General features: G+C 38.2%; 17 protein-coding genes and 1 pseudogene. 4 read left to right on the forward strand and 14 right to left on the reverse strand.

The window, feature by feature from the left end; all coding sequences use genetic code 11:
• Positions 1 to 171: 171 nt before the first annotated feature.
• The 8 genes from AB3I72_RS09675 to fdrA all read right to left on the reverse strand — a co-directional run bounded on the left by AB3I72_RS09675 (position 172) and on the right by fdrA (position 11,392).
• Positions 172 to 1,395, reverse strand: a complete 1,224-nt coding sequence (locus AB3I72_RS09675) for an amidohydrolase family protein (RefSeq protein WP_002389547.1) — start codon at positions 1,393 to 1,395, stop codon at positions 172 to 174.
• A gap of 24 nt (positions 1,396 to 1,419) precedes the next feature.
• Entirely contained in the window at positions 1,420 to 2,775 is a 1,356-nt protein-coding gene (locus AB3I72_RS09680) for a hypothetical protein (protein WP_010707871.1), read from the reverse strand.
• Positions 2,776 to 2,840: 65 nt separating this feature from the next.
• Entirely contained in the window at positions 2,841 to 3,902 is a 1,062-nt protein-coding gene (gene allD / locus AB3I72_RS09685) for an ureidoglycolate dehydrogenase (RefSeq protein WP_002413499.1), read from the reverse strand.
• An 89-nt stretch (positions 3,903 to 3,991) separates the two neighbouring features.
• Positions 3,992 to 5,212, reverse strand: a complete 1,221-nt coding sequence (locus tag AB3I72_RS09690; protein ID WP_002361159.1) for a dicarboxylate/amino acid:cation symporter — start codon at positions 5,210 to 5,212, stop codon at positions 3,992 to 3,994.
• Between the two features lie 6 nt (positions 5,213 to 5,218).
• Positions 5,219 to 6,157 carry a carbamate kinase gene (gene arcC, locus AB3I72_RS09695; protein WP_002355252.1) on the reverse strand — a complete coding sequence of 313 codons (939 nt, stop codon included), beginning with the start codon at positions 6,155 to 6,157 and terminating at the stop codon, positions 5,219 to 5,221.
• A 134-nt stretch (positions 6,158 to 6,291) separates the two neighbouring features.
• Positions 6,292 to 7,545: an MFS transporter gene (locus AB3I72_RS09700; protein ID WP_002355251.1), complete on the reverse strand. Its 1,254-nt coding sequence runs from the start codon at positions 7,543 to 7,545 to the stop codon at positions 6,292 to 6,294.
• Between the two features lie 9 nt (positions 7,546 to 7,554).
• Positions 7,555 to 8,388 (reverse strand): DUF2877 domain-containing protein, encoded by an 834-nt coding sequence (locus AB3I72_RS09705; protein ID WP_002355250.1) that lies wholly within the window; start codon positions 8,386 to 8,388, stop codon positions 7,555 to 7,557.
• The gene (gene fdrA / locus AB3I72_RS09710) at positions 8,381 to 11,392 is read right to left on the reverse strand and encodes an acyl-CoA synthetase FdrA (RefSeq protein WP_368023880.1); all 3,012 of its coding nucleotides are present in this window, start codon (positions 11,390 to 11,392) and stop codon (positions 8,381 to 8,383) included. The genes AB3I72_RS09705 and fdrA overlap by 8 nt, the downstream gene beginning before the upstream one ends.
• A gap of 122 nt (positions 11,393 to 11,514) precedes the next feature.
• Here fdrA and AB3I72_RS09715 point away from each other — a divergent pair, with 122 nt between their 5' ends.
• Positions 11,515 to 13,107: a PucR family transcriptional regulator gene (locus AB3I72_RS09715; RefSeq protein WP_002383661.1), complete on the forward strand. Its 1,593-nt coding sequence runs from the start codon at positions 11,515 to 11,517 to the stop codon at positions 13,105 to 13,107.
• The gene (locus tag AB3I72_RS09720) at positions 13,082 to 13,894 is read left to right on the forward strand and encodes an alpha/beta hydrolase (RefSeq protein WP_368023881.1); all 813 of its coding nucleotides are present in this window, start codon (positions 13,082 to 13,084) and stop codon (positions 13,892 to 13,894) included. The genes AB3I72_RS09715 and AB3I72_RS09720 overlap by 26 nt, the downstream gene beginning before the upstream one ends.
• 40 nt (positions 13,895 to 13,934) lie before the next feature.
• On the opposite strand, the gene AB3I72_RS09725 is transcribed toward AB3I72_RS09720, so the two are convergent.
• The 5 genes from AB3I72_RS09725 to AB3I72_RS09745 form a co-directional block, all read right to left on the reverse strand.
• Positions 13,935 to 15,146, reverse strand: a complete 1,212-nt coding sequence (locus AB3I72_RS09725) for an amidohydrolase family protein (RefSeq protein ID WP_113792776.1) — start codon at positions 15,144 to 15,146, stop codon at positions 13,935 to 13,937.
• 51 nt (positions 15,147 to 15,197) lie between these two features.
• Positions 15,198 to 16,001 carry an ankyrin repeat domain-containing protein gene (locus AB3I72_RS09730; protein ID WP_002383656.1) on the reverse strand — a complete coding sequence of 268 codons (804 nt, stop codon included), beginning with the start codon at positions 15,999 to 16,001 and terminating at the stop codon, positions 15,198 to 15,200.
• Between the two features lie 173 nt (positions 16,002 to 16,174).
• The gene (locus tag AB3I72_RS09735; protein WP_368023882.1) at positions 16,175 to 17,218 is read right to left on the reverse strand and encodes a DUF4822 domain-containing protein; all 1,044 of its coding nucleotides are present in this window, start codon (positions 17,216 to 17,218) and stop codon (positions 16,175 to 16,177) included.
• A gap of 219 nt (positions 17,219 to 17,437) precedes the next feature.
• Positions 17,438 to 18,403, reverse strand: a complete 966-nt coding sequence (locus AB3I72_RS09740) for a DUF4822 domain-containing protein (RefSeq protein ID WP_010827113.1) — start codon at positions 18,401 to 18,403, stop codon at positions 17,438 to 17,440.
• A gap of 184 nt (positions 18,404 to 18,587) precedes the next feature.
• Positions 18,588 to 19,565: a DUF4822 domain-containing protein gene (locus AB3I72_RS09745; RefSeq protein WP_368023883.1), complete on the reverse strand. Its 978-nt coding sequence runs from the start codon at positions 19,563 to 19,565 to the stop codon at positions 18,588 to 18,590.
• Between the two features lie 323 nt (positions 19,566 to 19,888).
• Between AB3I72_RS09745 and AB3I72_RS09750 the strand changes: the two are divergent.
• Both AB3I72_RS09750 and AB3I72_RS09755 read left to right on the forward strand, forming a co-directional pair.
• Positions 19,889 to 21,231: pseudogene (locus tag AB3I72_RS09750) on the forward strand (sensor histidine kinase).
• Positions 21,228 to 21,920, forward strand: coding sequence for a response regulator transcription factor (locus tag AB3I72_RS09755; RefSeq protein WP_002355236.1), 693 nt, complete (start codon positions 21,228 to 21,230; stop codon positions 21,918 to 21,920). Before AB3I72_RS09750 ends, AB3I72_RS09755 begins: the two are co-directional and overlap by 4 nt.
• A gap of 52 nt (positions 21,921 to 21,972) precedes the next feature.
• Here AB3I72_RS09755 and AB3I72_RS09760 read toward each other — a convergent pair whose 3' ends face one another.
• Positions 21,973 to 23,118 carry a cysteine desulfurase family protein gene (locus tag AB3I72_RS09760; protein WP_002385381.1) on the reverse strand — a complete coding sequence of 382 codons (1,146 nt, stop codon included), beginning with the start codon at positions 23,116 to 23,118 and terminating at the stop codon, positions 21,973 to 21,975.
• Between the last annotated feature and the right edge of the window lie 25 nt (positions 23,119 to 23,143).

Consider the following 23,143-nt stretch of genomic DNA (forward strand, 5'->3'; position numbering starts at 1 on the left):
TATCAAGGAAAATCGACCGAAAATAACCTGAAAATAAACTTTTTAATAGATAAATGTAGCTAAAACAAGATAAATAAAGCATATTTTCACTTTTCTAGCTTTACCTTTATCAAAAAAAAGCTCAAAAAGTTAGTTACGCAAACTAACCTTTTGAGCTTTTTGATTTTTTTCTTAACGAATGATTTCGACTTTTTTGTCTGTCTTGACTGTAACACGGCCGTTTTTAATAACATATAACCGTTCTGGAATATCAATAATCGCATGTTCAACCACTTTTGTGTCTAATAAGACTAAATCTGCTTTATTCCCAACTGCGACACCGTATCCTTCTAGTCCCATCGCACGTGCAGGACTTGTTGTTACCATTGGTAGCACTGTTTTTAAGTCATCCGCTCCACCTAGGTGCCCAACAGGAATGGCTAGCATCGCTGTTTGAACAATATCCCCTGTGCCATATGGTGTAAAAGCATTGCGAATATTATTTGTAGCAATACAGACATTCACGCCACCATCGCGTAATTTACGGATTGGCGTAACCGCACGTCGAACATTGTACTGATCACCGCGAGCCCCTAAATGTAAATCCGTTGCTGGTAAAGCCATCACGCTAATATTTGCTTCCGCCATTTTTGCAATAATAGGCGCCAATTCTGCTTCAGGTAAGGCGTGCAATGCCGTTAAGTGACCTACTGAAACACGGCCTTGGTAGCCTTCAGCGATAGTTTTTTCACATAAATATTCAATACTCATATCATCAGCTTCATCGGCAAAATCTTGATGTAAATCTACATCTTTATCATATTTTTTAGCAATTTCAAACACTAAATCAATATGTTCTTTCGCTGGTGCATCATTATAAGGAATACCACCGACAACGTCTGCGCCCATATCCATTGCTTCATACATCATTTGTTCTGTTCCAGGGGCTTTAAAAATTCCTTCTTGCGGAAACGCAACTACTTGCATGTCAATTAACTCTTTGTATTCTTCTTTCAAACGCATAATTGTTTTGAAGCCAGTAAAACCTTGCGCTGGGTCAAATTCTGCATGCGTTCTTAACGCCGTGGTTCCATGAACGATTAACATTTCTAAGGCACGTTTAGCACGGTCGTAAATGTCTTCTTCGGTAAATGTTGGTTTTAATTCTGCGGTTACTTCAATTGCTTCTTTCAACGTACCTGATTTATTTGGTTTACGATCAGCGATTAATGCCTTGTCCAAATGTAAATGGCTTTCTACAAAACCTGGGATTAAAACACGACCATCTGCTTCGATGACTTCTTTGGCATCGCCAGTAATAACTGGGGCGATTTCAATGATTTTTCCTTCTTTAATAGCTACATCTTGTAATGCTTCACCGTCTTGAAGACGAACTTGTTTAATTAATAAATCCATGTTTTCCACTCCCTAAATTGTTTTTTATCCAAAGATTAAACCGATAACTAATAATAGTACAGAGGCAATACTTAACCATTTCACGTTTCCTTTAACTACATCCAAAATTGGAATTTGGAAGCCTGAAGATAAAGCTTGCATAGTAATATTAACGAAACTCATTTGACTACCTAAACCAACACCCATTGCTACAAAACCTAATGCTAACGGCGGGAAGTTCAACGATACAGCAACTGGTAGCACTAAAGTTAAAACAGAACCTACGTAGGCCCCAGCTGGAATCCCAATTAAAATCCCTGTTAAAATGGCAACTGGCACGACAATAAAGGCTGGTGCATTTTCAGCAACACCTGCGATGACAGCAAACGTTCCTGTTTCCGCAATAACATTAATAAAGGCTAAGAAAATCCCTACTTGGAATAAACGAGTCAAAATATATGTAGACCCATCTACCATCGCTTCGACAGATTTGTTCATTGAGAAATCTGTACATAAGAAAATTAAAACTAATGTTAAAATCATGTATACAAGTGGCGTAAAGAAGGCAAAACCAATTAAATCATTCACAATTGGTCCAAAAATTACAGCAAACAATAAGAAAATGGCTGGCAAGGTAATTTTAAATAATTCACCATTGCTCTTTTTATCAAATTCATCATCTGCCGACTCTTTAAAGCCAACATTTCTATGTTTCGTGCCCCAAAAGGCTAAAACAATCGCTAATGCTACGAAGAATAACCAGTAAGGTCGCATGGTTGAAACATATGAACCGACACTGATATCACCTAATTTTGAAACAATACTTGATTCTAATGAAGCGGGTGATGTTGTAAATGATACCGCAGCAGCTAAAGACATTGCTGCAATTAATTCAGGAACAACGCCAACTGCAGCAAAGGCCAATGGCGCAATAACCATCGCACTTCCGCCACCAATTCCTGACATATATGTGGCTGCGGCTAATAAGATAACAATAAAAGCTGAAACATACTCGACTTTTCCTTTTGTGCCTCGTTTGGCTAAAGTTAATGCAGCTGAATAACTACCTGCTTTAAAGACCGCCATCGCAACAGCTGAATTAATGATGGGAACGGTAATTCCTAACATCATTGGGATAGCTTCCAACATCTGTTTATTCGCTTCTTCTAGTCCAATGCCACCAATCAGCATCGCTAAGACGCCACCAATTAAACCAGCGATAATCATATCGACTTTCATAAACAATAGAACCAAAACAACAATCAATGGAATAATCACAACTAATGCCATGATTCCTGTCGGGGCAACTACATCCCCAATCTCATCAGCAAAGGCCGCAACTGGCACAAAAATACTAACTAAAAATGCAAAAATAAGTGCTACTTTTGACGATTTTTTCATTTTACTTTCCTCCAATAGAAAGAAGGCGAGAGCAACGCAGCAGCGAATACTCTCTGCGCTCCTCATTATTTGGCAAAGGCACCTTGCCCGCCATATTTATCGTAATGTACAATCTCACTAACTAAATAATCATAAATACTTTGTGGAATTTCAATGCCTTCTGACATGGCTTTTTGATAGTTTAGCTGACCAATTTCTCCTGGATAGTAAACTTGTTGAAACCCTTCTGCTGTAGGCACACTATGAAGTTCTTCCACCATTTGATTAATATTTTCTTTAAATCGTTCAGAATCTGTAAAGCGGCTTGGATCAATGACTAAAAACATCTGTCCCAGATTCCGTTTCTCCGTTAAATCCGCATACATGGAGCTGACATGTTTGCCAAAAGGTAAGCCTAACAACGAACCAGCTAAGACATCGACCATCATCATTAGTCCATATCCTTTTGGTCCTGAAATCGGCAATAAACCTCGTACTTCATAAGGATCAGTCGTTGGCTGGCCTTTTTCGTCTACTGCCCACGTGTCGGGAATTTCAACATCTCTTGAACGTGCATCTAAAATTTTCCCCCAAGCCTGTACTGTCGTAGCCATATCAAACACGACTGGTTCATGACCTGCTCTAGGTGCTGCAAAAGCGATTGGATTTGTCCCAAAATAATTGCTTGTACCACCAAACGGTACCACCATTGGATCAGATTGACACATTGAAAGAGCAACCATGCCTTGTTCCGCTGCTTTTTTAACATAATACGATAACGTCCCGCTATGACTCGTTTGAGAAACACCAACATATGCTAACCCTGATTCTTTGGCTAGGTCAACTGCAGCAGCTAATGCTTCGTTACAAACAAATTGACCCACGCCATTATCGCCATGAAAAATGGCAGTGGACGGTCCAGTTTTTTCAAATGATAATTCGGGGTCAATCGTGATCCCGCCTTTTGCAATCCGTTCCGCATAATAATCCATACGAACCGCCCCGTGTGAATGAATACCGCTAGCATCTGCAAAAGTTAAATGTCGAGCAACTTCTTCGGCATGTTCAGAATGTAAACCAGCAGCTTCTAATTTTTGTTTCATCAGCTTTTCTAATTTTTCCGGTGTAACGACAACCATTTCTTCCATTGCGCTTGCTCCTTTATCATTAATCTTAAAAAAGGGAAAGAAAACAAGTGATTTTCTTCTTCGTCCTTGCATTTCCTTCCCTTTTTTCACTACTTATTGCTACTGTTAAAGACAGTATAGTCAATTTCATCCACTGATTTTGCAACTAGAATAGCAGAGTAAACATCTGAATTGACATTTAAAATTGTTCGTAACATGCCAACAAACCATTCGACGCCTGCAAAAATTGCAATACTCTCAATGGGTAAACCCATTTGCGGAACAATCACTGCCAGTGAGACTAAACCCGCACCGGGAACAACTGCGTTTGCTAGTGAGACAAACGTTGCTGTAATTGCTAAGTAAATCATTTTCGTAATATCAAACTCTAGCTGATACATCTGAGCGATAGTCATTACAGTAAAAGCCATATGCATCGCTGAACCGTTACTGTTTAACGACATACCTAACGGCAACACTAAGTTAGTAATTCGCTTACTTAAACCTAATTTTGTTTCTGTTTCTTCCAAAGCTACTGGTAAAGTAATTGCTGAAGAAGTTGTCGCCAAGGCCATCACAGACATATTTTTCATGTTTGTAATTAAACGTAGTGGACTTACTTTACAGTACAATGTGATAACCAAAATCCAGATGCCCAAAAATAAAATAGTTCCTAATCCATAGACCAATAGATACTTCACTAACGGTAAAATAATTTGAAGGCCTAAGTGACTAATTGTTGAAGCAATTAAAGCAAAAATCCCCAGAGGTGCTAGATACATGACGTATCGAATGACTGTAATGATAACTTCATTAAAGTCCACAATTATTTGGAAGAGTTGTGTCTCTGGATGGCTTTGTAAGTATTTATTCAGTGCTAAACCAAAAAATAATGCAAAGACAATAATTTGAATAATCGATCCTTGAGTCAGTGAATCAAAAATATTTTTCGGAACGAAATTTAAAATCGTATCAGTGATTGAGATTTCTTGCGCTTTAATAGAAGCATCTTGGAAGCCAGTCATTTTAACACCGTATCCTGGATTAAAAATGACTGCCATTAGGACGCCCCATAAAGCGGCAGCTAAGGAGGAAATCCCGAAAACAGCGATTGTTCTACCCCCAAGGCTCGTTAGTTCTTTTGGATTAATACTGCCAACTGCTTGGACAATTTGCCCTAAGATCAAGATAGGAATAGCCATTTGCATCAGTCGCAAAAAGACATCTCCAACTATTTTCAAGTAATTGCCGCTAGCAGGAATCAAGAGTCCTACGAGGATTCCTACGACAACAGCAATTGCAATTTGGGTGATCATGGACGGTTTTTTCATGGTAAACTACCCCTTTTGACTGATCACAGTTCCTGCTTCTTTATCGATGTTTTCTAAGTTTTCGATAGAAGTAATGATTGCTTTCCGTTTGTCATCACCTTTTACGAAGTCTAAGGCAGCTTCGATTTTTGGTAGCATACTACCAGCAGCAAAGTGACCTTCTTTAATGTATTCTTCTGCTTCGGCTACACTGATTTGTTCTAATGCTTTTTGATCTGGTTGATTGTAATTAATGTAGATGTTATCAACGCCTGTCAAAATAATCAAACGGTCTGCATCAACGTTTTCAGCTAAAACACGTGCAGAGAAATCTTTGTCGTTAACCGCTTCCACACCTACGTATTGTCCGTCTTCTGCTACGACAGGAATGCCCCCGCCACCAGAACAGATAGTTAAAACGTCCGCCTCTACTAAAGCACGAACCGCCTCTTTTTCAACAATTTCTTTAGGCATTGGTGATGGAACAACTTTTCGGTAGCCACGGCCAGCATCTTCCACATACGTAGAGCCATCTTTGGCTGCTTCCGCGTCAGCTTCTTCTTTTGTATAGAATGGACCAATTGGTTTTGATGGTTTTTTAAACGAAGGATCTTCTTTGTCCACACGCACTTGCGTAACTACAGAGATAACTGGTTTAGCAATGTTACGTTTTTCAAACTCATTAGTTAAAGCATTTTGTAACCAGTAACCGATGCTTCCTTGTGTCATCGCAACACAAGTATCCAATTTCAACGCTGGATTTTTTTCACTTTCGCCTGCTTTTTGTTGTAAAAGCAAATTCCCTACTTGTGGTCCGTTTCCGTGACAGACAATGACTTGTTCCCCTTTGGCAACAAATTCTGCAATATATTTGGCCGCGTGATTAACGACGGCTTTTTGGCCTTCATCTGTTGGATCCGTATCTAAAATAGCATTCCCACCTAGGGCAATTACGTTTAAACTCATTGATTGATTCGCTCCTTTTTAGTAAAGCAAAGACAAAATCTTTTCAGTATCGACGGATAAGAAATAATTTGTTTACGAAATGAAAGATTTTGTCTTGCTCATTTTGATTGTTTCAGTCATTATCGAAGGGATAATTAACCTAATTTCGGTTTACTTTCATCTTTAGCTAAGAAAGCAAAAGCTAGTAAACCAATAACTAATAGTACACAAGAAAGATAGAAGCCAACTTGCATTGAGCCTGCTGTATCTGCTAAATATCCTGTGACATACGGTGCTAGGATTGACCCTGACATCCCGATAAAATTATAGGCACTTAACGTTGTTCCTAAGGCCGCTTTTGGTGCATGTTTGGTAACAAAAGTCACCATAATTGGATCTAACGCTAATTTCCCTGTTAACCCATAAAGAATTAAAACAGAAATTAACAATGTCCGATTTGTTACAAAAGCAATCGCAAAGACAGATAGGATTGCTAAAGGTACTAATGTAAAGACTAATTTTTTCGTCGCACCTGTTTTATCATTCAAACGAGCGAAGATTAAGGCGCCTGGAATAGAGGCCCATGGTACAAGTGATGAAATGAAACCAACGCTCGCTCCTGTAAAGCCACGTTCAGCAATTAAAAATTGTGGCAACCAAGTAATAATGACAAAGTTTGCATAAATACTTGTGAAACATAAAATAAATGCGGCTAATAAATTACGATTTGAAAAAATTTCTTTTAATGAGATCTTTTCTTGTGGTCCTTCTTCAGCAGCTGCTCGTGCAGCTTCTTCACCAGGACGAATCACTTTTTCTTTCAAAATTGTATAGAAAAGAATTCCTACGATAAACGTTGGAATCGCCATGATAAAGAATGGTTTGCTCCAATGTTCACCATTTTCTAAAACCAACTTACTTGAAAGTAAGTACCCACCTGATGTACCGAAGGCCATCCCACTATTGATGATGGCATTACCGATGGTCCGTTTACTTGCTGGAATCGCTTCTGTCGATAGCGCATATTGCGGGCCATAGTAAGCGCCTTGACCAATACCAGCAATTGCACGAATGACTAAAAACATAACAAAGGTTGTCGCTAATCCACTAAAATAAGTAGAAATAGCAAGAACGATAAACCCAACAGCAATGACTAATTTCCGCCCAATTTTATCGCCAATCATCCCAAAAGGAATCTGTGCAACAGCATAGGTTAGAAAGAAGATACTATTGGCTAAACCAAGTTGTGTGTTACTTAGACCAAATTGTTCTCCAATGACCCCCATCACTGGATTAAAAATAGTTCGTGTTGCGTACATTAAAATCCAGCCTACGAAGAAAATGGCTACGACTTTAATCCAGTAACTATTGCTCACTTGCACTGCTTGATTTTTTTTACTATTCTCCATGTCTTCTCCTCACTTCTCATCTAACTCTACAGATTGTAAAGCTAGTAACATTCCAAATGACATATCTTTACCAGAGGAATGTCCGATTTGTATAATTCTGTCAATATTTTCGTCAACTCTATTATCCCGATGGTTCTCCAAATCCAAGAGTAACTGATACAACAATGAATTTACATATCCTTTAGCCGAGCTTGCAATATAGCCTTTACTAACATCTGTTGTGGATAAATTTGCTGCCGAAAGAGTAGCGGCTAACGCCGCAGCTCTTTCATCAGCAAGTATGAACAGAATTGTTTGATACGCCACTAAAATGTCATCACCACTCGGGGTTAACCCTTTGCCCCGACCAATCAGATAATTCGTTACTTCTTGCCATTCCGATAGTGTCCAAACTTTTTGTTTTTGGCTCATTTTTTTGAAAATATGCTTTGCTCGTTCGTCTAAAGGCAGGCCAATTCTACGTTCTAAGTTTCTCGCTAATAAGCGGTCTCGCAACAAGCGTAATTGGTCTTTTTCTAACTTGAAATGAGTAATGTTTAAAGAAACGACCTCAGCAGGTGTGAGTTGGATCGTTTTCACGCCGACTGTACTGTAAAAGGTCAACTGATTTTCTGTGATTTTGACTTTATTACCTTGTTGTACATACGGAAAGATTTCTTGAAACAATTGATCTGGCAAAAACATACCAAAGCTTGATAAATAATTATGGAAGTTCGCAACATTGATTAATTGATCCTGGACTTTCAGATTAAATGAACGTTCAAAAACACTGTGAATGGTTCCCATCTTGCCATATTGGTGGATAGGAAAAATGTAGTCACTAATGACTAGTTGGTTATTCAACCGTAATGCCTAGTTTCTCAGCATACGCTTCTAGGGCTTTTTCAAAACAGCCTAGAGGTGCTCTAACTGTCCCTGCACCAATTTGACCAACACCGGCATTTTTATGTGCAATCCCTGTATTGATGATTGGTGTAATTCCTAATTCCACCACTTTACGGATATCAATTCCTAAACAAGTTCCTTGGAAATCCCAAGTTGGAATTGAAAATGTTGGGTTGTGTCCTTCACAGATTTTTGCCATTTCATTTGAGGTTGCTAACGCATCTTCAAAGCCACCTGCACCAACAAACCGTGTTACGCCAGGTGCAGCTACCATAGCCATTGCTCCAACGCCTACTGTTTCAGTAATTGCACTATCCCCGACATCAGGATTTCCGTCTTCTTCGCTGAAACCAGTGAAGTAAAGACCTTTTGGTGTATTTACTGGTGCGGTATGCCATTGATCGCCTGTTTCTGCAATCCGGACCCCAAAGTTCACGCCGTTACGAGTCATCGTTGTGACAATCGTTCCGTTGGTATCTTTACGGGCACCATCAACAATTGCTTTTCCAGTTGCCATCATGACATTTAAGAAGAATTGATCTGTGTCAGCTAAGAATTTGATTACTTCGTATTTTTGATCTTCTGGAATATCTGTTTTGATAATTAATGGAGACAATTCTTTTAAGAAGTTCAAAGATGCGGCAATATTTCTTTGGTGGAACTCGTCACCCATTGTAATAGAGCGCGCAATCAATACGTTTAAGTTCAAGCCTTCTTCAGAAAGTTTCAAAGCTTTCGCAATAGTTGGTCCTAAAACATCTTTAATCCAATCTAAACGATCAACCACTTCTTGTGAATAAGCACCAAAACGCAATACTTTACCGATACCTTCATTCAAGATACAGTATGCTTCGTTACCTTCTAAGCGATTTTCTACAACAAAGACTGGCATATTACCAGAAGTAATACCGCCCATTGGTCCAACTGCTTTTACATGGTGACAAGGAATGAAACGTACTTCGCCAGCTTCAAAAATCTTCAAAGCATCTTCTTCGTTGTCTGCCCAACGTTCGAATAATGCTGCACCGATACAAGCACCTTTCATTGGTCCAGTCATTTCAGACCATTGGATTGGTGGTCCAGCATGAAGTAATGTTTTTTGTGCGTCATCATTTAATTCTGGAATCACTGATTTTGCAGGTACCACATCTACTAAGAATGGTTGTGCATTTTTAATTTTGTCTGTTACTTTGTGATTTTCAGCTTCGATTTGTTCACTGTAATCTTCCAAAGCATCCAAAATTTTAATCATTTTTTTATTGCCGTTGGCACGCGGACGCCAGTTAAATTGAACAGTTTCGCCACCGTAATCAACGATTGATTCTGTAAAGCTTTGTAACCCAACGTTAATGATTCTTGGTTTGGTTGTTAATAGTTCCATTACTTTTTCGCCTGGTTTTGGTACATCGACAGTTGGTCCGTTGTAAGCAACCACTTCTTTATCGTCTTCTGAAATTTCGATTCCTTTTAACAATAAAGCTAATTGAACAGCTTTAGCATTGCTTTCTGCAACTAAAACGCCGCCTTCTTTCAAACGATCAACCGACGATTGGTAATTTTGCGGATCTTTCGTCGTCCCACAAACAGTTGCAACAAAGTAAAGATCACGTCCGGCTTCTTTGGCTGTGGCACGCGCTTCTTCAATTGCTGGTAACAATGCACCAACCATGTCTTCATGAGCACCGTAGCCTAACACCACATCGAATAAGATAATCCCAGTTTTTTCATCTTGTGCGTATTCACGAATTTTTTCGATACGAACATCTGGGTCAATCATTGGGTGGGGACGACCTTGTGTATACATATCATCGCCTAAGTCAATGACTTCATAACCGTGAGATTTCAAGACATAACCTTCTGCTTTCACTAAACCGCCAAGGTCTAAAGCTTCAGAAATTAACATACCTGCTTCAGAAGCTAATGTACCACCTGAATATAAGCCTTTTACAACTTTATCTTCTGGTAATGTTGGTACAGCTGGTTTTGCTAATGCTTCAAAGTAATTTTTCTTCACGGCCACATCATTTGCTAAATCAACAGCAATTTTAGCTGTTTCTTCTAATGTATGAGCTAGATAAACTTTGCCTTCGTGACTTGTTGGTTTTTCTCCTAAGAAAATCGCAACGACTGGTTTTGAAATACTTTGTAATAATTCAACCACTTCATCACGAACTTCTTTTGCAGGTGGTTTAGAGATGACTGTAATCACATCGGTTGGTTCGTGATTTTCTAAGGCCACAATAGCATCTTTCACAGTGATAGCGCCTACTTTGTCGCTTAAGTCACGACCACCAGTACCAATGGCGTGAACAACTCCGCCACCTAAGCGGTCAATAATCGTTGTAACTTCTTGAATCCCTGTTCCTGAAGCACCAACAACGCCAATGTTTCCTGGAGAAATAACATTTGTAAAGGCGATTGGAATACTTGAGATAATACCAGTTCCACAGTCAGGGCCCATCATTAGTAAGCCTTTTTCATGCGCTAATTTTTTCAAACGTACTTCATCTTCAATTGACACGTTATCCGTGAAAGAGAACACGTGTAAATCATTTTTTAAGGCACGTTCCATTTCTGGCGCACCATATTCACCAGGAATACTGAATAGCGCTACATTCGCCTCTGGTAAAAGATCAAACGCTTCTGACCAAGAAGTTGCTGCTTGTGCTTCTTCACTAGTTCCCTTTGCTGATAAATCATCTAAGAATTCATCAATCGCTGGCATAACTTCTTCCATGATGTTTTCTTTTTCACTGTCAACCACAATCATCATGTCGTTTGCAGATGCACTATTGGCCTCATCCGTTAACAAGTTCGTGTTGTTAAGGATGTCTTTGTTGGCATCTGTTCCCATCATGATTTGACTCATGGTTACACCATCTAATGCATTGATTTTATTGGTCAATAACATTAAGTTGATGGAGTCTTGGTAATTGTTTTTCAAAATTACTGTGTGTAACATTGTTCATCCTCCTATCTATTCCTTACAATGCTATTGTATCGAAACGAGAAAGTGTTTTCATCGGACATAATTCTAAAAAAATGGTATAATTTTTATCCATAAGAGGAAAAAAGGAGAAAACGATGAAATTAAGAGAGTTATTATCGATAGGTGACTTAAAAAAAGGTAAAATTTTGACGAAAGAGATTGGTTTAGACAATGAAGTTGATTCGGCAATGGTCTTAGAAGCGATTGATATCGAGAACTGGAGTAGAAAGAATCAGTTAATTTTGACTTCTTTCTACGCATTGCATGATCTACCCGAAAAAGAGTTGGAAAATTTTTTCGTAAAGATGCGCCGAATTGGCATCAGCGGCTTAATTTTGAAAACAGATCGATTCATTAAAATGATTCCAGAGTGGTTTATCGAATTATGTTTCAATTATGAAATTCCTTTAATTAAAATCACACAAGACATTAGCTATGAAAAAATTCTATTTACGATTTACGAGCCTTTGTTGAATTATCAGTCGCATGTCTTACGTACGTATTACGATGTGCGCCAACGTTTCACCAAATTAGAGCGCCACTACCCAACGGTTGAGACGATTATGCAAGAATTTTATGACATCATTAAATTACCCTTCGCTTTAAAAATGTTGGATAAACATCTGGAAATTAGCGATGGTGACTTACCCCATGATGCGATTGTGCTCTCAAGAGAAAAACTAAAAAACAGTGAATTCACTAAAAATGATTACTCTCTTTTAACACTTTATTCTCATGCCAACCCCAAAAAACAGTTGGCACTAGAAGTTTCTATTTTCAATAGTTATTCCACTAATTGTTTACTTCTGGTTTATTTACAAGATGAAAAGGTTAAAGAAACGGATTTAGTGATTATCGAAAATGCGATTGATGTCTTACAAGAAAAATTCAATACCGAAAATTTGTTAAAAAAAGAACGGTATACTCGTTTGAACAACTTAGCGGATGCTATTTTACAAAATACACCACAAAATCCTGACGAGCTAAACAGTTTGCTTCGTGAAGTGCAAATGCAAGAGCTAGATTCTTACCAAGCGATTGCTTTTTCTACCAAAGACACCAATACACAACTCATGAAAGAACGAATTATTGCCTTACTTCGTACCCTGCGTGTGAAATCCATCTTCTTCGATCAGCTAAATTATTCGGCGGTCCTTTTTAACTTCAATGAAAGTGATGGAAAAATTACAAAGCTGCAATTAAGTCGTTTATTAGCTGAACTTTTAGAAGAAAACGACACGCTTACCGTTGCCGTCAGCAGTTTAAAATCACGAGAAGGGATTAAAGAGCTACTGATTGAATGTCTGGACATTCTGCGCTTTAATGAAACTTTTTATAACGGACCAATTGTCACCTTAGCCGATATCGGGGTATTTAAAAATTTTATCCGCGAAGACCAATTGGAAAATTTAGACGAATTAATTCCTCGCGCACTTTATCAATTAGCCGAAAATAACTACGATTTGTTTGAAACCTTGTACAGTTTTTTCAAAAATAATCGCAACTATAAACAGACCTCTGAAGCGATGTTCCTTCATTCAAAAACGATTCGTTATCGTTTAAACAAAGTGGAACAACTTCTTGATATTGACTTAGCCAATCCCTTGCAATTGTTAAATTATGAAATTGCCACATACATTATAAAGATGAGGAGACGTGCACTTGAAAAACAATCAAACACTCGCTAATGGCGCAACAGTTACTATCTACCCCACTACGACTGAATCAACGAACTATGTCGTCTATTTACATGGTGGCGGGATGATTTATGGAACCAAAAGTGATTTACCAGAAGAACTGAAGGAGCTGTTTACAAGCAATGGCTATACCGTTTTAGCGCTGGACTATTTGTTGGCTCCAAATACAAAAATCGATCACATCTTAGGGACGCTAACAGAAACCTTCCAATTGCTAAACGAAGAGATTATTCAAAATCAGCCATTTGGTTTGTGCGGACGTTCCGCTGGCGGTTATTTAATGTTACAGTTAACCAAACAATTACAAACACTAAATTTGACGCCACAATTTTTAGTCAATTTTTACGGCTATACAGATTTAGAATTTATTAAAGAGCCACGAAAATTATTAAAGCAAGCCATTTCCGCTAAAGAAATAGCTACCATTGACCAAACAAAGCCTGTTTGGGATGATCCTTTTCTTTCTCGCTATCTGCTGTATCATTACAGTATTCAGCAAGGGCTATTGCCGCACTTTTACGGATTACCAGAAAATGAGGACTGGTCTGCTTACGCACTGTCAGACGAAACATTAAAAACGTTTCCACCTTGTTTCAGTACAGCTAGTAGCTCAGACGAAGAAGTGCCGTTCCGCTATAGCAAAAAAATCGGACGGACCATTCCTGAGAGTACCTTTAAAGCGGGTTACTATTTAGAACATGATTTTTTAAAACAAACCAAAGATCCTTCGGTCATCGCTTTATTTGAGCAATTGGATAGCTGGTTGAAGGAACGATAAGCATAACAAAAAAAGAAGCGAGAAATCTCGCTTCTTTTTGTTATTTTTGATAAAGTGTGGTTCCTTTTACCACACTGATTTCCACCGGTGTCTGACGAGCGACAAAAGCCGCCGCACATTCTGCTTCAGTGAGTAAGTAAGTTGCTTCAGCACCAACTTGCGGCCAATTTGCTTGCCCTTGTTCATCTAAAGTCGTGATACCATCTGTCACTAAGCCTAATAATTGTGTTAAAGCATCTTGATCTTTCACATTAAAAAGTTCACCTAAACGAGCCAATTTTTCTTGTAATGAGCCATCACCATAAGGAGACCAGCAATCGTAGATATTGTCACAACCAAGATGGACATTGACTCCATGACGTAACAATTCCATAATTGGCGGAATCGTGTTAGGTGTGATTGGCACGCTGGAATTAATATGAATTTTTTCTGCTGCTAAAGCGTCATAAACTTCGTCACGTTCTTCACCAATGAAATCATTTAACCCGAAGGCATGACTGATAAATACTTTGTCTTGTAGACCATATTCTTTCGTTAAACGAATAATTTCTTTAATCGTTGTTGTCCCAGCTTCATGACGGTCATGTAAATGAATATCCACACCGACACCATGTTTATCTGCTAAGCGGAATGTTTCAGCCAATGATTTTTTGTAATCACCATCCAATGAATAAGGATCCACGCCACCAATAAAATCGGCACCTTTTGCCAATGCTTGATCAACTAATTCAACGGAATCTGAACGTAGTAAGCCGTGCTGTGGAAAGACGACAATTTCTACCGCAAATGGTTTCGCTTGGGCCAATGCTTGGACTTCATCAAAATAACGTAAGTCTGTCATCGGTTCCACGTCAACATGTGTTCTGAAGGCTGTCGCGCCATGTGGTAATTCTAAGTCAATTAAATGATTGGCGCGTTCAGTTAAAGAAAGTTCTAAACTATCTAAATAAGGGATTTCTGCTTCGACACGTTCCACAATTGACTTCGCTGGCGTCACCGGATACCACGGAACACCTAGTTTACTTTTATCAAAGTGACAATGTTTTTCAATCAAACCTGGTAAAATCAATTGATGGTGACCATCAATAATTGTCAACCCAGGTTCTTCTACCAATTCTTCATTGGGGATGATTTTTGTAAATACTCCATCTGTTACTTCAATTGCCACTTCTTTGGTTACTGTCCCAGATAACCAGTCACCTTCTTTTTGATACCCTGTTTCAATTCGAACATTTTTTAACCAATAATTCATGCTTTCCTTCACTCCTACCTGTATTTATTCCTTCCCGAAAGGACACAATACTTAGTTGTACTGTGCTAAAATTTTACTAATTTCCGTATAACCTTTTTGATTGGCATAGTCCATTGCTGTTCGACCAGAATTGTCTTTAATGGATTGATCCGCACCATTTTCCATTAACAATTTTACAATATCTTGGTAAAGTTGGTTCCCTTCACGTAACCCCACTGCCTCAATCAACGCTGTATAGCCAAAGTCATTTTGGAAATCTATGTCTTCTCGTCCATCTTCTAACAAGAGCTTCACATTGTCAATATGTCCTTTTTCAGCTGCCGGAATTAACGCATTGCCACCGTAACGGTTATGCTTAGTTAAATCTGGTGTCGCATTTTTTAACATATACGCTAAAATCTCCGTACGTCCTTGTGCTCCCGCATAAAGATAGGGACTATCACTAATGCTATTTTGCAGATTAATATCGGCACCCCGATCAATCAACGCTTTTGCAATCTCAATGTCATTATTGTGAACAGCGATATTGAGCGGTGTGTTGCCTTCTGTGTCGACTTCATCCACTTGATAAGTAGTATCTTGTAAAATTTCCTTGACCTTCTTCGTATCTCGTTGATTGGCTGCTTCTAAAAGCGCACCCACTTCATAGGTCTTCATCGGTTCTTTCACTTCCTCTTTTGATGTTGTTTGAGCCACCGAACGGGTTGTACTGGTGCTTTCAGTTTTTGCACTACTTTGAGTAGTCACCGTTTGACTATTTTTTGACGCTGCGGAAGGTGTTTCTCCTCCTTGACACGCAGCAAGTAATGGAATGGTCACGACACTTAATAGCCCCATTAAAATTTTTTTGTTCATTGTGCTCAACTTCCTTTCCTCGAGAGAAATATGAGATTTTTCTCCAGTGGTTCTAATCTAACGAATCTTTTTTTATTTGTCGATTAAAACGCTTTCTCTGTTTTTCTATTTTAAAAAGAGAGAAACCAAAAGAAGTCGAAACTTTTTTTGGTTTCCATTCGTATGTTTTGTTCTTAAAAGGTAAATTCAGGATTAAAAGTTCCTTGGTATGGTTCATGTTCCACATAAACTTGGATGTCATTTCCTTCGTTATCTTTACCCATTCGTGTATACGTAAAACGATTATCATTCAATTCTGTTAATTCTAAGACAGCGCCATAGCGATTGGTTCCAATCGAAACATGGGCACGGAATTTATTTTGGTTACCTACTTTAAAGTAGCCATAGTCGCCACGAGTTTCACCCGTTTGTAAATTGAAAAATTCATACTTGCTACTGTCTTGGTCAAATTTCGCTAAGCTGATAAAGTTTTGGTTGGCCGAAGTTACGTCATTGCCATCTTTATCCACTACTTTTGTGCCATTCCAAAGAAGTTGAGGTGTTCCATCAAAGGAAGTTTTACCAATAATTTCATCCCCTTGTCGATTTACATCAATCTGACCTGTTTGTTCTGTCATGGCACGGCGACCATTCGTAAATTCCAATGTTCTCGGACGATTATTTGGGAAAGGTTGTGGACGGCCATAGACTGGTCCTGAGGTTGCTTTATTTTCTACAAAAACTTCCACGTCATTTCCTGCTTTATCTTTCCCTGTTTGGCTATACGTAAAGGTGTCTTGGTACAAGGTTTTCAGACGATAAACACCTTGATAATTTTTTGTTTCTGAGATAAGTACTAGACGAGAAACATCCGTAATACCAGCAGTCATAAAGAAGGTCCCTTCATCTCCTGTGGATTCCCCGGTTTCTTTGTCAAAGAACTCATAGAAACTAGTGGTTGCATCAAACTTGATTGCATGTAATAAATCCTGATTTTCAGCGGTTAAGTCGGTCCCATTTTTATCATAGACACGTTGACCTGCCCAATCTTTTTCCGATAACATTTCATCTTGCCGAATACCAACCGAGCGTAAATACTCAGGTAAATCCCCTAAATTATTGGGATTAGTCATTGCTACAGGCGCATATGCCTGCGCTGTGACAGAACTCCCTACTCCACCAACTAACATTGCACTTAGGGCCAATAATGTAATTGTCCCCACCATTTTTTTCTTCATAAGCTACTACTCCCTTTCCCTTTTGATAATTTAAGGATAACATGTAGTTATTAACTCCACCTGTCCACAACATGAACAAATTATTAAATAATAATCATTATAATTATATTAATAACAATATTTAAATGTAACTAATAACAATTTATTTATAAAAGAAGAGAAAACAAAAGAACGTTGGGGGACGTTCTTTTGTTAAATGAGAGAGAAGACAAGAGGAGACTAGAAAGTAAAGGCTGGCTGATATGTGCCTTGGTAAGGTTCATGTTCCACGAACACTTGAATATCATTACCAGCGTTATCTTTACCCATTCGAGTATACGTAAATCGATCATTGTTTAGTTCCGTTAATTCTAGCGCCGCACCGTAACGATTCGTACCAATAGATACATGGGCCCGAATCTTGTTATTGTCCACCACTTGGAAGTACCCAAAGTCGCCGCGGGTTTCACCCGTTTGTAAATTGAAAAATTCATATTTACTTGTGTTTGGATCAAATTTCGCTAAACTAATGAAATTTTGATTGGCCGCTGTCACATCATTACCGTTTTTATCTACGACTTTTGTGCCATTCCACAAGGTTGTTCCTAAAATTTTATCCCCTGATTTATTTGTCACAATTTTGCCAGTTTGATTGGTTAATGCTTCACGTCCATTTGTAAAAGCTAATTTTTTCCCATGATAAGGGATGTGTTCCACGTAAACTTCAACATCATTCCCCAGTTTATCTTTCCCTAAACGCTTGTAAGTAAATTTGTCTTTACTCACTTCGGTTAAATCCACTACGGCTTGATAATTTTGTGTCCGCGAAATTAAAATTCGTTTTGTGCCATCACCTGTTACAAAAAATGTTCCTTCGTCACCACGGGTTTCCCCAGTATTTTTGTCGAAAAACTCGTAAAAACCGGTTTCACCATCATATTTTGCTAACCCAATAAAATTAGCATTTTCTGCCGTTAAATCATTACCTGCAGCATCATAAACTCGGGTTCCTTGCCAGTCCGTACCAGATAAAATCTTAGTCGCCTTGTCGCCTTTTGTTTGGCCATTGTTTTGATGTTTACCTAAATTTGCTGTAGCACTGTTTGGATTGGCTGCATGATCTGCAAATGCTGGACTTGCATAACCTGCTATCAGTAACGTACTTAATGTTACTAAAGTAATCGAACTTAATACTTTCTTTTTCATAAAGCATCGCTCCTTTTCTTTGATAAACCTATCTTAACAAACGATTCTAAACTACCACTGTCAGAAAAATGAACAATTTATAAACGATTAAAAACAACTATAAACTATTTTTTTATTAAAAATAAAGTGGTCAAAAGAATCCTTTACTTCCTTTTGACCGCTTCATCCACTCGTGATTGACTAATTAGAACGTGAAGTCTGGCGTAAAGTCGCCTTCATACGGTTCATGTTCCACAAAAACTTTAATTTCTTTGCCATTGTTGTCTTTACCCATTCGTGTATACGTAAAACGTTTATGATTTAATTCTGTTAATTCTAATGCAGCTCCATATTTATTGTCACCAATTGAAACGTGAGCACGGATTTTGTTATTATCAATTACTTGGAAGTAACCAAAATCTCCACGGGTTTTACCCGTTTCTAAATCAAAGAATTCATATTTACTTGTTTTATTATCAAATTTTGCTAAACTAATAAACATTTTATTTGCTTCAGTAACATCGTTACCGTCTTCATCTAAAACTTTCGTGCCATTCCATAATGTGGCCCCTAAAATGTCATCGCCAGGTTCATTGGTAACAATCTTGCCAGTTTCTGTTTCTAAATCTTTACGTCCGTTCGTAAAGGTTAACTTTTTGTCAGAATAAGGGACATGTTCTACAAAGACTTCTACATCTTTCCCATCTTTATCTTTCCCCATTCGCTTATAGGTAAATTTATCTTTCGTCACTTCCGTTAAATCAACCACTGCTTGATAGTTTTGTGTATCCGAAATTAAGATACGCTTTTCGCCATCGTCTGTCACGAAGAATGTGCCTTCATCGCCACGGGTTTCACCTGTTTCTTTGTCGAAAAATTCATAAAAACCTGTTTCACCATCATATTTTGCTAAACCAATAAAATTAGCATTTTCTGCTGTTAAATCATTATTGTTTTTGTCATAAACTTTTGTACCTTGCCAATCAGTACTGGATAAAATTTCTGTTAATTCTTGTCCTTTTGATTGCTCTTTAGCTGCTTCTGCTGAACTAGAGACTGCAGTGCTTGAGCTAGCTGCACTTGATTTATCTGTTGCAGAGTTGGCTCCGCCAGCACAGCCTGCAATCAACAACGTACTAAAGGTTAATAAGGTAAGCGCACTAAAAACTTTTTTCTTTTTCATGGTTGGTAATCCCCTTTTTCTTTTTGATATATCTAGAATAGCAAAGCCTTATAAACTCCTACTTGCCGAAAAATGAACAAATTATAAACAAATGAAAAAAAGTTAATAACAATACTAGCTTTTTTTTGTTCACTTGTAATACACTATAAGTAAGAAATAGATTAAAACCACTAGGAGGGACGCTTTTGACCATTAAACGCCGCTTTTTTATTTCTTATATTAGTGCCATCATTATTACTTTAGCCTCTGTTTTAGCTGTTTTATCCTTAGCTTCTTACATCACATTAGGAACTGTCCCCAGTTTGCCCCAAGCTTACCGAATGATGAATAAGCAACGACCATTGACCGCTAACGAAGAAGAAAGTTATTTGGCCTTAGATCAACTGCTAAAAAATCACCGAAATTACTAGATACGCCTTTGAGTAAAGAATTAAAGGAAACGATTCAAACAATTGAAGCAAAAGGATTAAGTGTGATTATTCGAAAGAATGCACGGTTTCCTTATTATTCGGATAATTTAGTAGAAAAATCTTTGTCTGTACATATTCCAAACTACGAAATGAATAATATTACGCCCACTGGCACACTGGATAACGCAGGGCGTCTGTATCATTATGTCAAATCCGATTTTCATTATTTAGATGGTTCTAATGGGAGCTTTATTATCTTGAAACGCGAAAGCAGCCTTTTTGAATTCTTCACACGCTGGATTATCTGGATGATTTTGTTAATTGTCCTTGTAGCAATTGCGGCAGCTTGGCTCATTAATAAGCGCTTAACCAAAACCACTATCGAGCCATTAGAAGCATTAGAAAAAGCGACTAAAACATTGGGTAAGGAGGCCCAAAAAGAAAATCCATTTACACCAACTAGCCACCAAACCGTCTCAACGGAAGTCAAACAGCTTCAACTTAGTTTTGAACAAATGTGGCAAGATTTAGAAGAAGCCAATGCGGAACGCGAAAAATATGAAGATAATCGGAAAGAATTAATTGCCAATATTTCTCATGACTTAAAAACACCAATTACTTCTATCATTGGTTACGTTGAAGGCTTGATGGATGGCGTTGCCAATACTGAAGAAAAAAAACAGCGCTATTTAACGGTCATTCATGAAAAAAGTTTAGGCCTCAATGATTTAATTGAAGAATTATTTTTGTATTCTAAATTAGACCTAGACCGTGCTGTCTTTACAATGGAAAAGACCAATTTCACTCGTTTTATTGCACATATTCTTGAAGAATACCGTTTGGAACAAGAACTCGTGATCACTTCTGTCCTTCCCACCGAAGCTTTATATGTTCAAATGGATCCAACGCAGATGAATCGCGTAATTACCAATCTAATTCAAAATAGTATTAAATTTGCGGATCCCACTAAAGAACAACTAGCCTTTACGATTTCTTTAACGCATAATCAAACAGACTTAATTTTAACCATTACAGATAATGGTATTGGTATCGATGAAAAAGAATTACCTTATTTATTCGAACGCTTCTATCGTGTGGACAAATCTCGAACCCCAACGGTCAAAGGAAGCGGCTTGGGGTTAAGTATTGTCAAACAAATTATTGACTATCATCAGGGAACAATCACTGTCACAAGTAAAAAAGGAGACGGCACCAACGTGATAATTACGCTGCCGTTGTTGGAGGATGAAAAATGAAACCACATGTATTAATTATTGAAGATGATCCAAGTATTGCTGATTTGCAAAAAGATTATTTAGAAATTAACGATATGACTGTCACAATCGAACATGATGGAAAAAAAGGATTGGAAGCAGCTTTAAATGAGCCCTTTGATTTAATTATTTTAGATGTGATGCTGCCAACTATGGATGGTTTTGAAATCTGTCGTGCAATTCGGAAAAAAAAGCAAACGCCGATCATGATTGTTTCAGCTAAAAAAGAAGATATTGATAAAATTCGTGGGCTTGGCTTAGGTGCGGATGATTATATAATTAAACCGTTTAGTCCCAATGAATTGGTCGCTCGAGCAAAAGCCCATATGAACCGCTATCAATTGTTAAGCAAGGCAGAGCAACCGCCACAATTACTAAAAATCAATGAAATCGCTGTCGACACTGCCGCCCACAAAGTGTTTGTTTTAGAAAATGAAGTTATTTTTACAAGCAAAGAATACAAATTGTTGGTTTTCTTGATGGAACATCCTAACCGTGTGTGGAATAAAGAAGAACTTTTTGAAAGTGTCTGGGGGTTTGATGCCTTAGATACTGAGGTTTCGACTGTCGTTGTTCACATTAAACGGATTCGGGAAAAATTAAAAAAAGCCAATCTTTCTGACTCTCCAATTGAAACACTCTGGGGAAGTGGCTACCGCTTCAATCGATAAAGAGAACAAAAAATAAGTCGGAGCCTATTTCTAGGCTCCGACTTATTTTTTATTAATTTACACGAGAAAATTTTTGATAAAGTTGGTTGAAAACAATCATAAATTGTTCAATTTCTGCCATTGTATTGCTTTCATCTAAACTAATGCGCACAGCGGAAGTCGCTAATTCCCCTGGCACATGCATGGCATACAAGGTGCTGCTAGCCATTTTTTTCCGGCTAGAACAAGCACTCGTAGTCGAAATATAAATCTGTTTTTCTTCCAATGCATGGACCAGCACTTCGCCACGAATCCCTTTCAAAGCAAAACATAAAATGTGTGGCGCAAAATGTTCATTATCTTGTGAAAAAACAGTTACATTTTGAAATTCTTCTAGCGCCTTTAATAAATAACTCCGTAATGTCGCCACATGCTGCGGCCGTTGTTGTTCGTTCTCTAAATGCAAACGTAACGCTTTGGCCATTGCCACAATTGCTGGCACGTTTTCTGTCCCACTGCGTTGGTTGTTTTCTTGCCCGCCTCCTGTTAAAAGCGGCGCTAAACGTTTTCCTTGTTTCCAATACATAAAACCAATGCCTCGTGGTCCATGAAATTTATGTGCAGAAAACGTTGCAAAATCCACCCGATCCGTTAACCACTCTGAGTAATTAACTTTCCCAATTGCTTGAACCGCGTCTACATGAAAATGAATTTTAGGAAACTCCGCTAAAACCTCGCTGATTTTTTTAATTGGTTGAATCGTTCCCACTTCATTGTTCACTGCCATAACAGAAACCAAAATCGTTTCTTTTCTAATTAATTTCTGTAGTTCCTCGACTTTTACACGACCTTCTTTATCCACTGGCGCATAAGAAAGTTCAAAACCTAGTTCGACTAATTGTTCCGCTGTTTCTGTAACTGCTGGATGTTCCACTGCAGAAATAATAATATGATTACCAAATTCTCGTTTTTCGATTGCCGTTCCTTTTAAAACCCAGTTATCTCCTTCAGTTCCGCCACTTGTAAAATAGATTTCATTTGCTGAAACATTGATTAGCTCCGCAATCTGCTTCCGTGCTTGTTGTAAGAGACGATTCGCTTGGTTGCCTAAGTCATGCAGACTAGACGGATTGCCAATAATCCGCTGACTGGTTTTTACATATGTATCTAAAGCCTGGGGGTAAATCGGTGTAGTTGCACTATTATCAAAATAAATCATTTGTCACCCTTCTTTTTTAAAATTC

It is taken from the genome of Enterococcus sp. GC34 (genome assembly GCF_040886645.1).
In the GTDB taxonomy this organism is placed as follows: Bacteria; Bacillota; Bacilli; order Lactobacillales; family Enterococcaceae; genus Enterococcus; species Enterococcus faecalis.

Bases quoted from the DNA above. Each gene is read 5' to 3' on its own strand.
- AB3I72_RS09675 (WP_002389547.1), bottom strand. From the start codon at position 1,395: ATGGATTTATTAATTAAACAAGTTCGTCTTCAAGACGGTGAAGCATTA.
- AB3I72_RS09680 (WP_010707871.1), bottom strand. From the start codon at position 2,775: ATGAAAAAATCGTCAAAAGTAGCACTTATTTTTGCATTTTTAGTTAGT.
- allD (WP_002413499.1), bottom strand. From the start codon at position 3,902: ATGGAAGAAATGGTTGTCGTTACACCGGAAAAATTAGAAAAGCTGATG.
- AB3I72_RS09690 (WP_002361159.1), bottom strand. From the start codon at position 5,212: ATGAAAAAACCGTCCATGATCACCCAAATTGCAATTGCTGTTGTCGTA.
- arcC (WP_002355252.1), bottom strand. From the start codon at position 6,157: ATGAGTTTAAACGTAATTGCCCTAGGTGGGAATGCTATTTTAGATACG.
- AB3I72_RS09700 (WP_002355251.1), bottom strand. From the start codon at position 7,545: ATGGAGAATAGTAAAAAAAATCAAGCAGTGCAAGTGAGCAATAGTTAC.
- fdrA (WP_368023880.1), bottom strand. From the start codon at position 11,392: ATGTTACACACAGTAATTTTGAAAAACAATTACCAAGACTCCATCAAC.
- AB3I72_RS09715 (WP_002383661.1), top strand. From the start codon at position 11,515: ATGAAATTAAGAGAGTTATTATCGATAGGTGACTTAAAAAAAGGTAAA.
- AB3I72_RS09725 (WP_113792776.1), bottom strand. From the start codon at position 15,146: ATGAATTATTGGTTAAAAAATGTTCGAATTGAAACAGGGTATCAAAAA.
- AB3I72_RS09730 (WP_002383656.1), bottom strand. From the start codon at position 16,001: ATGAACAAAAAAATTTTAATGGGGCTATTAAGTGTCGTGACCATTCCA.
- AB3I72_RS09735 (WP_368023882.1), bottom strand. From the start codon at position 17,218: ATGAAGAAAAAAATGGTGGGGACAATTACATTATTGGCCCTAAGTGCA.
- AB3I72_RS09740 (WP_010827113.1), bottom strand. From the start codon at position 18,403: ATGAAAAAGAAAGTATTAAGTTCGATTACTTTAGTAACATTAAGTACG.
- AB3I72_RS09745 (WP_368023883.1), bottom strand. From the start codon at position 19,565: ATGAAAAAGAAAAAAGTTTTTAGTGCGCTTACCTTATTAACCTTTAGT.
- AB3I72_RS09755 (WP_002355236.1), top strand. From the start codon at position 21,228: ATGAAACCACATGTATTAATTATTGAAGATGATCCAAGTATTGCTGAT.
- AB3I72_RS09760 (WP_002385381.1), bottom strand. From the start codon at position 23,118: ATGATTTATTTTGATAATAGTGCAACTACACCGATTTACCCCCAGGCT.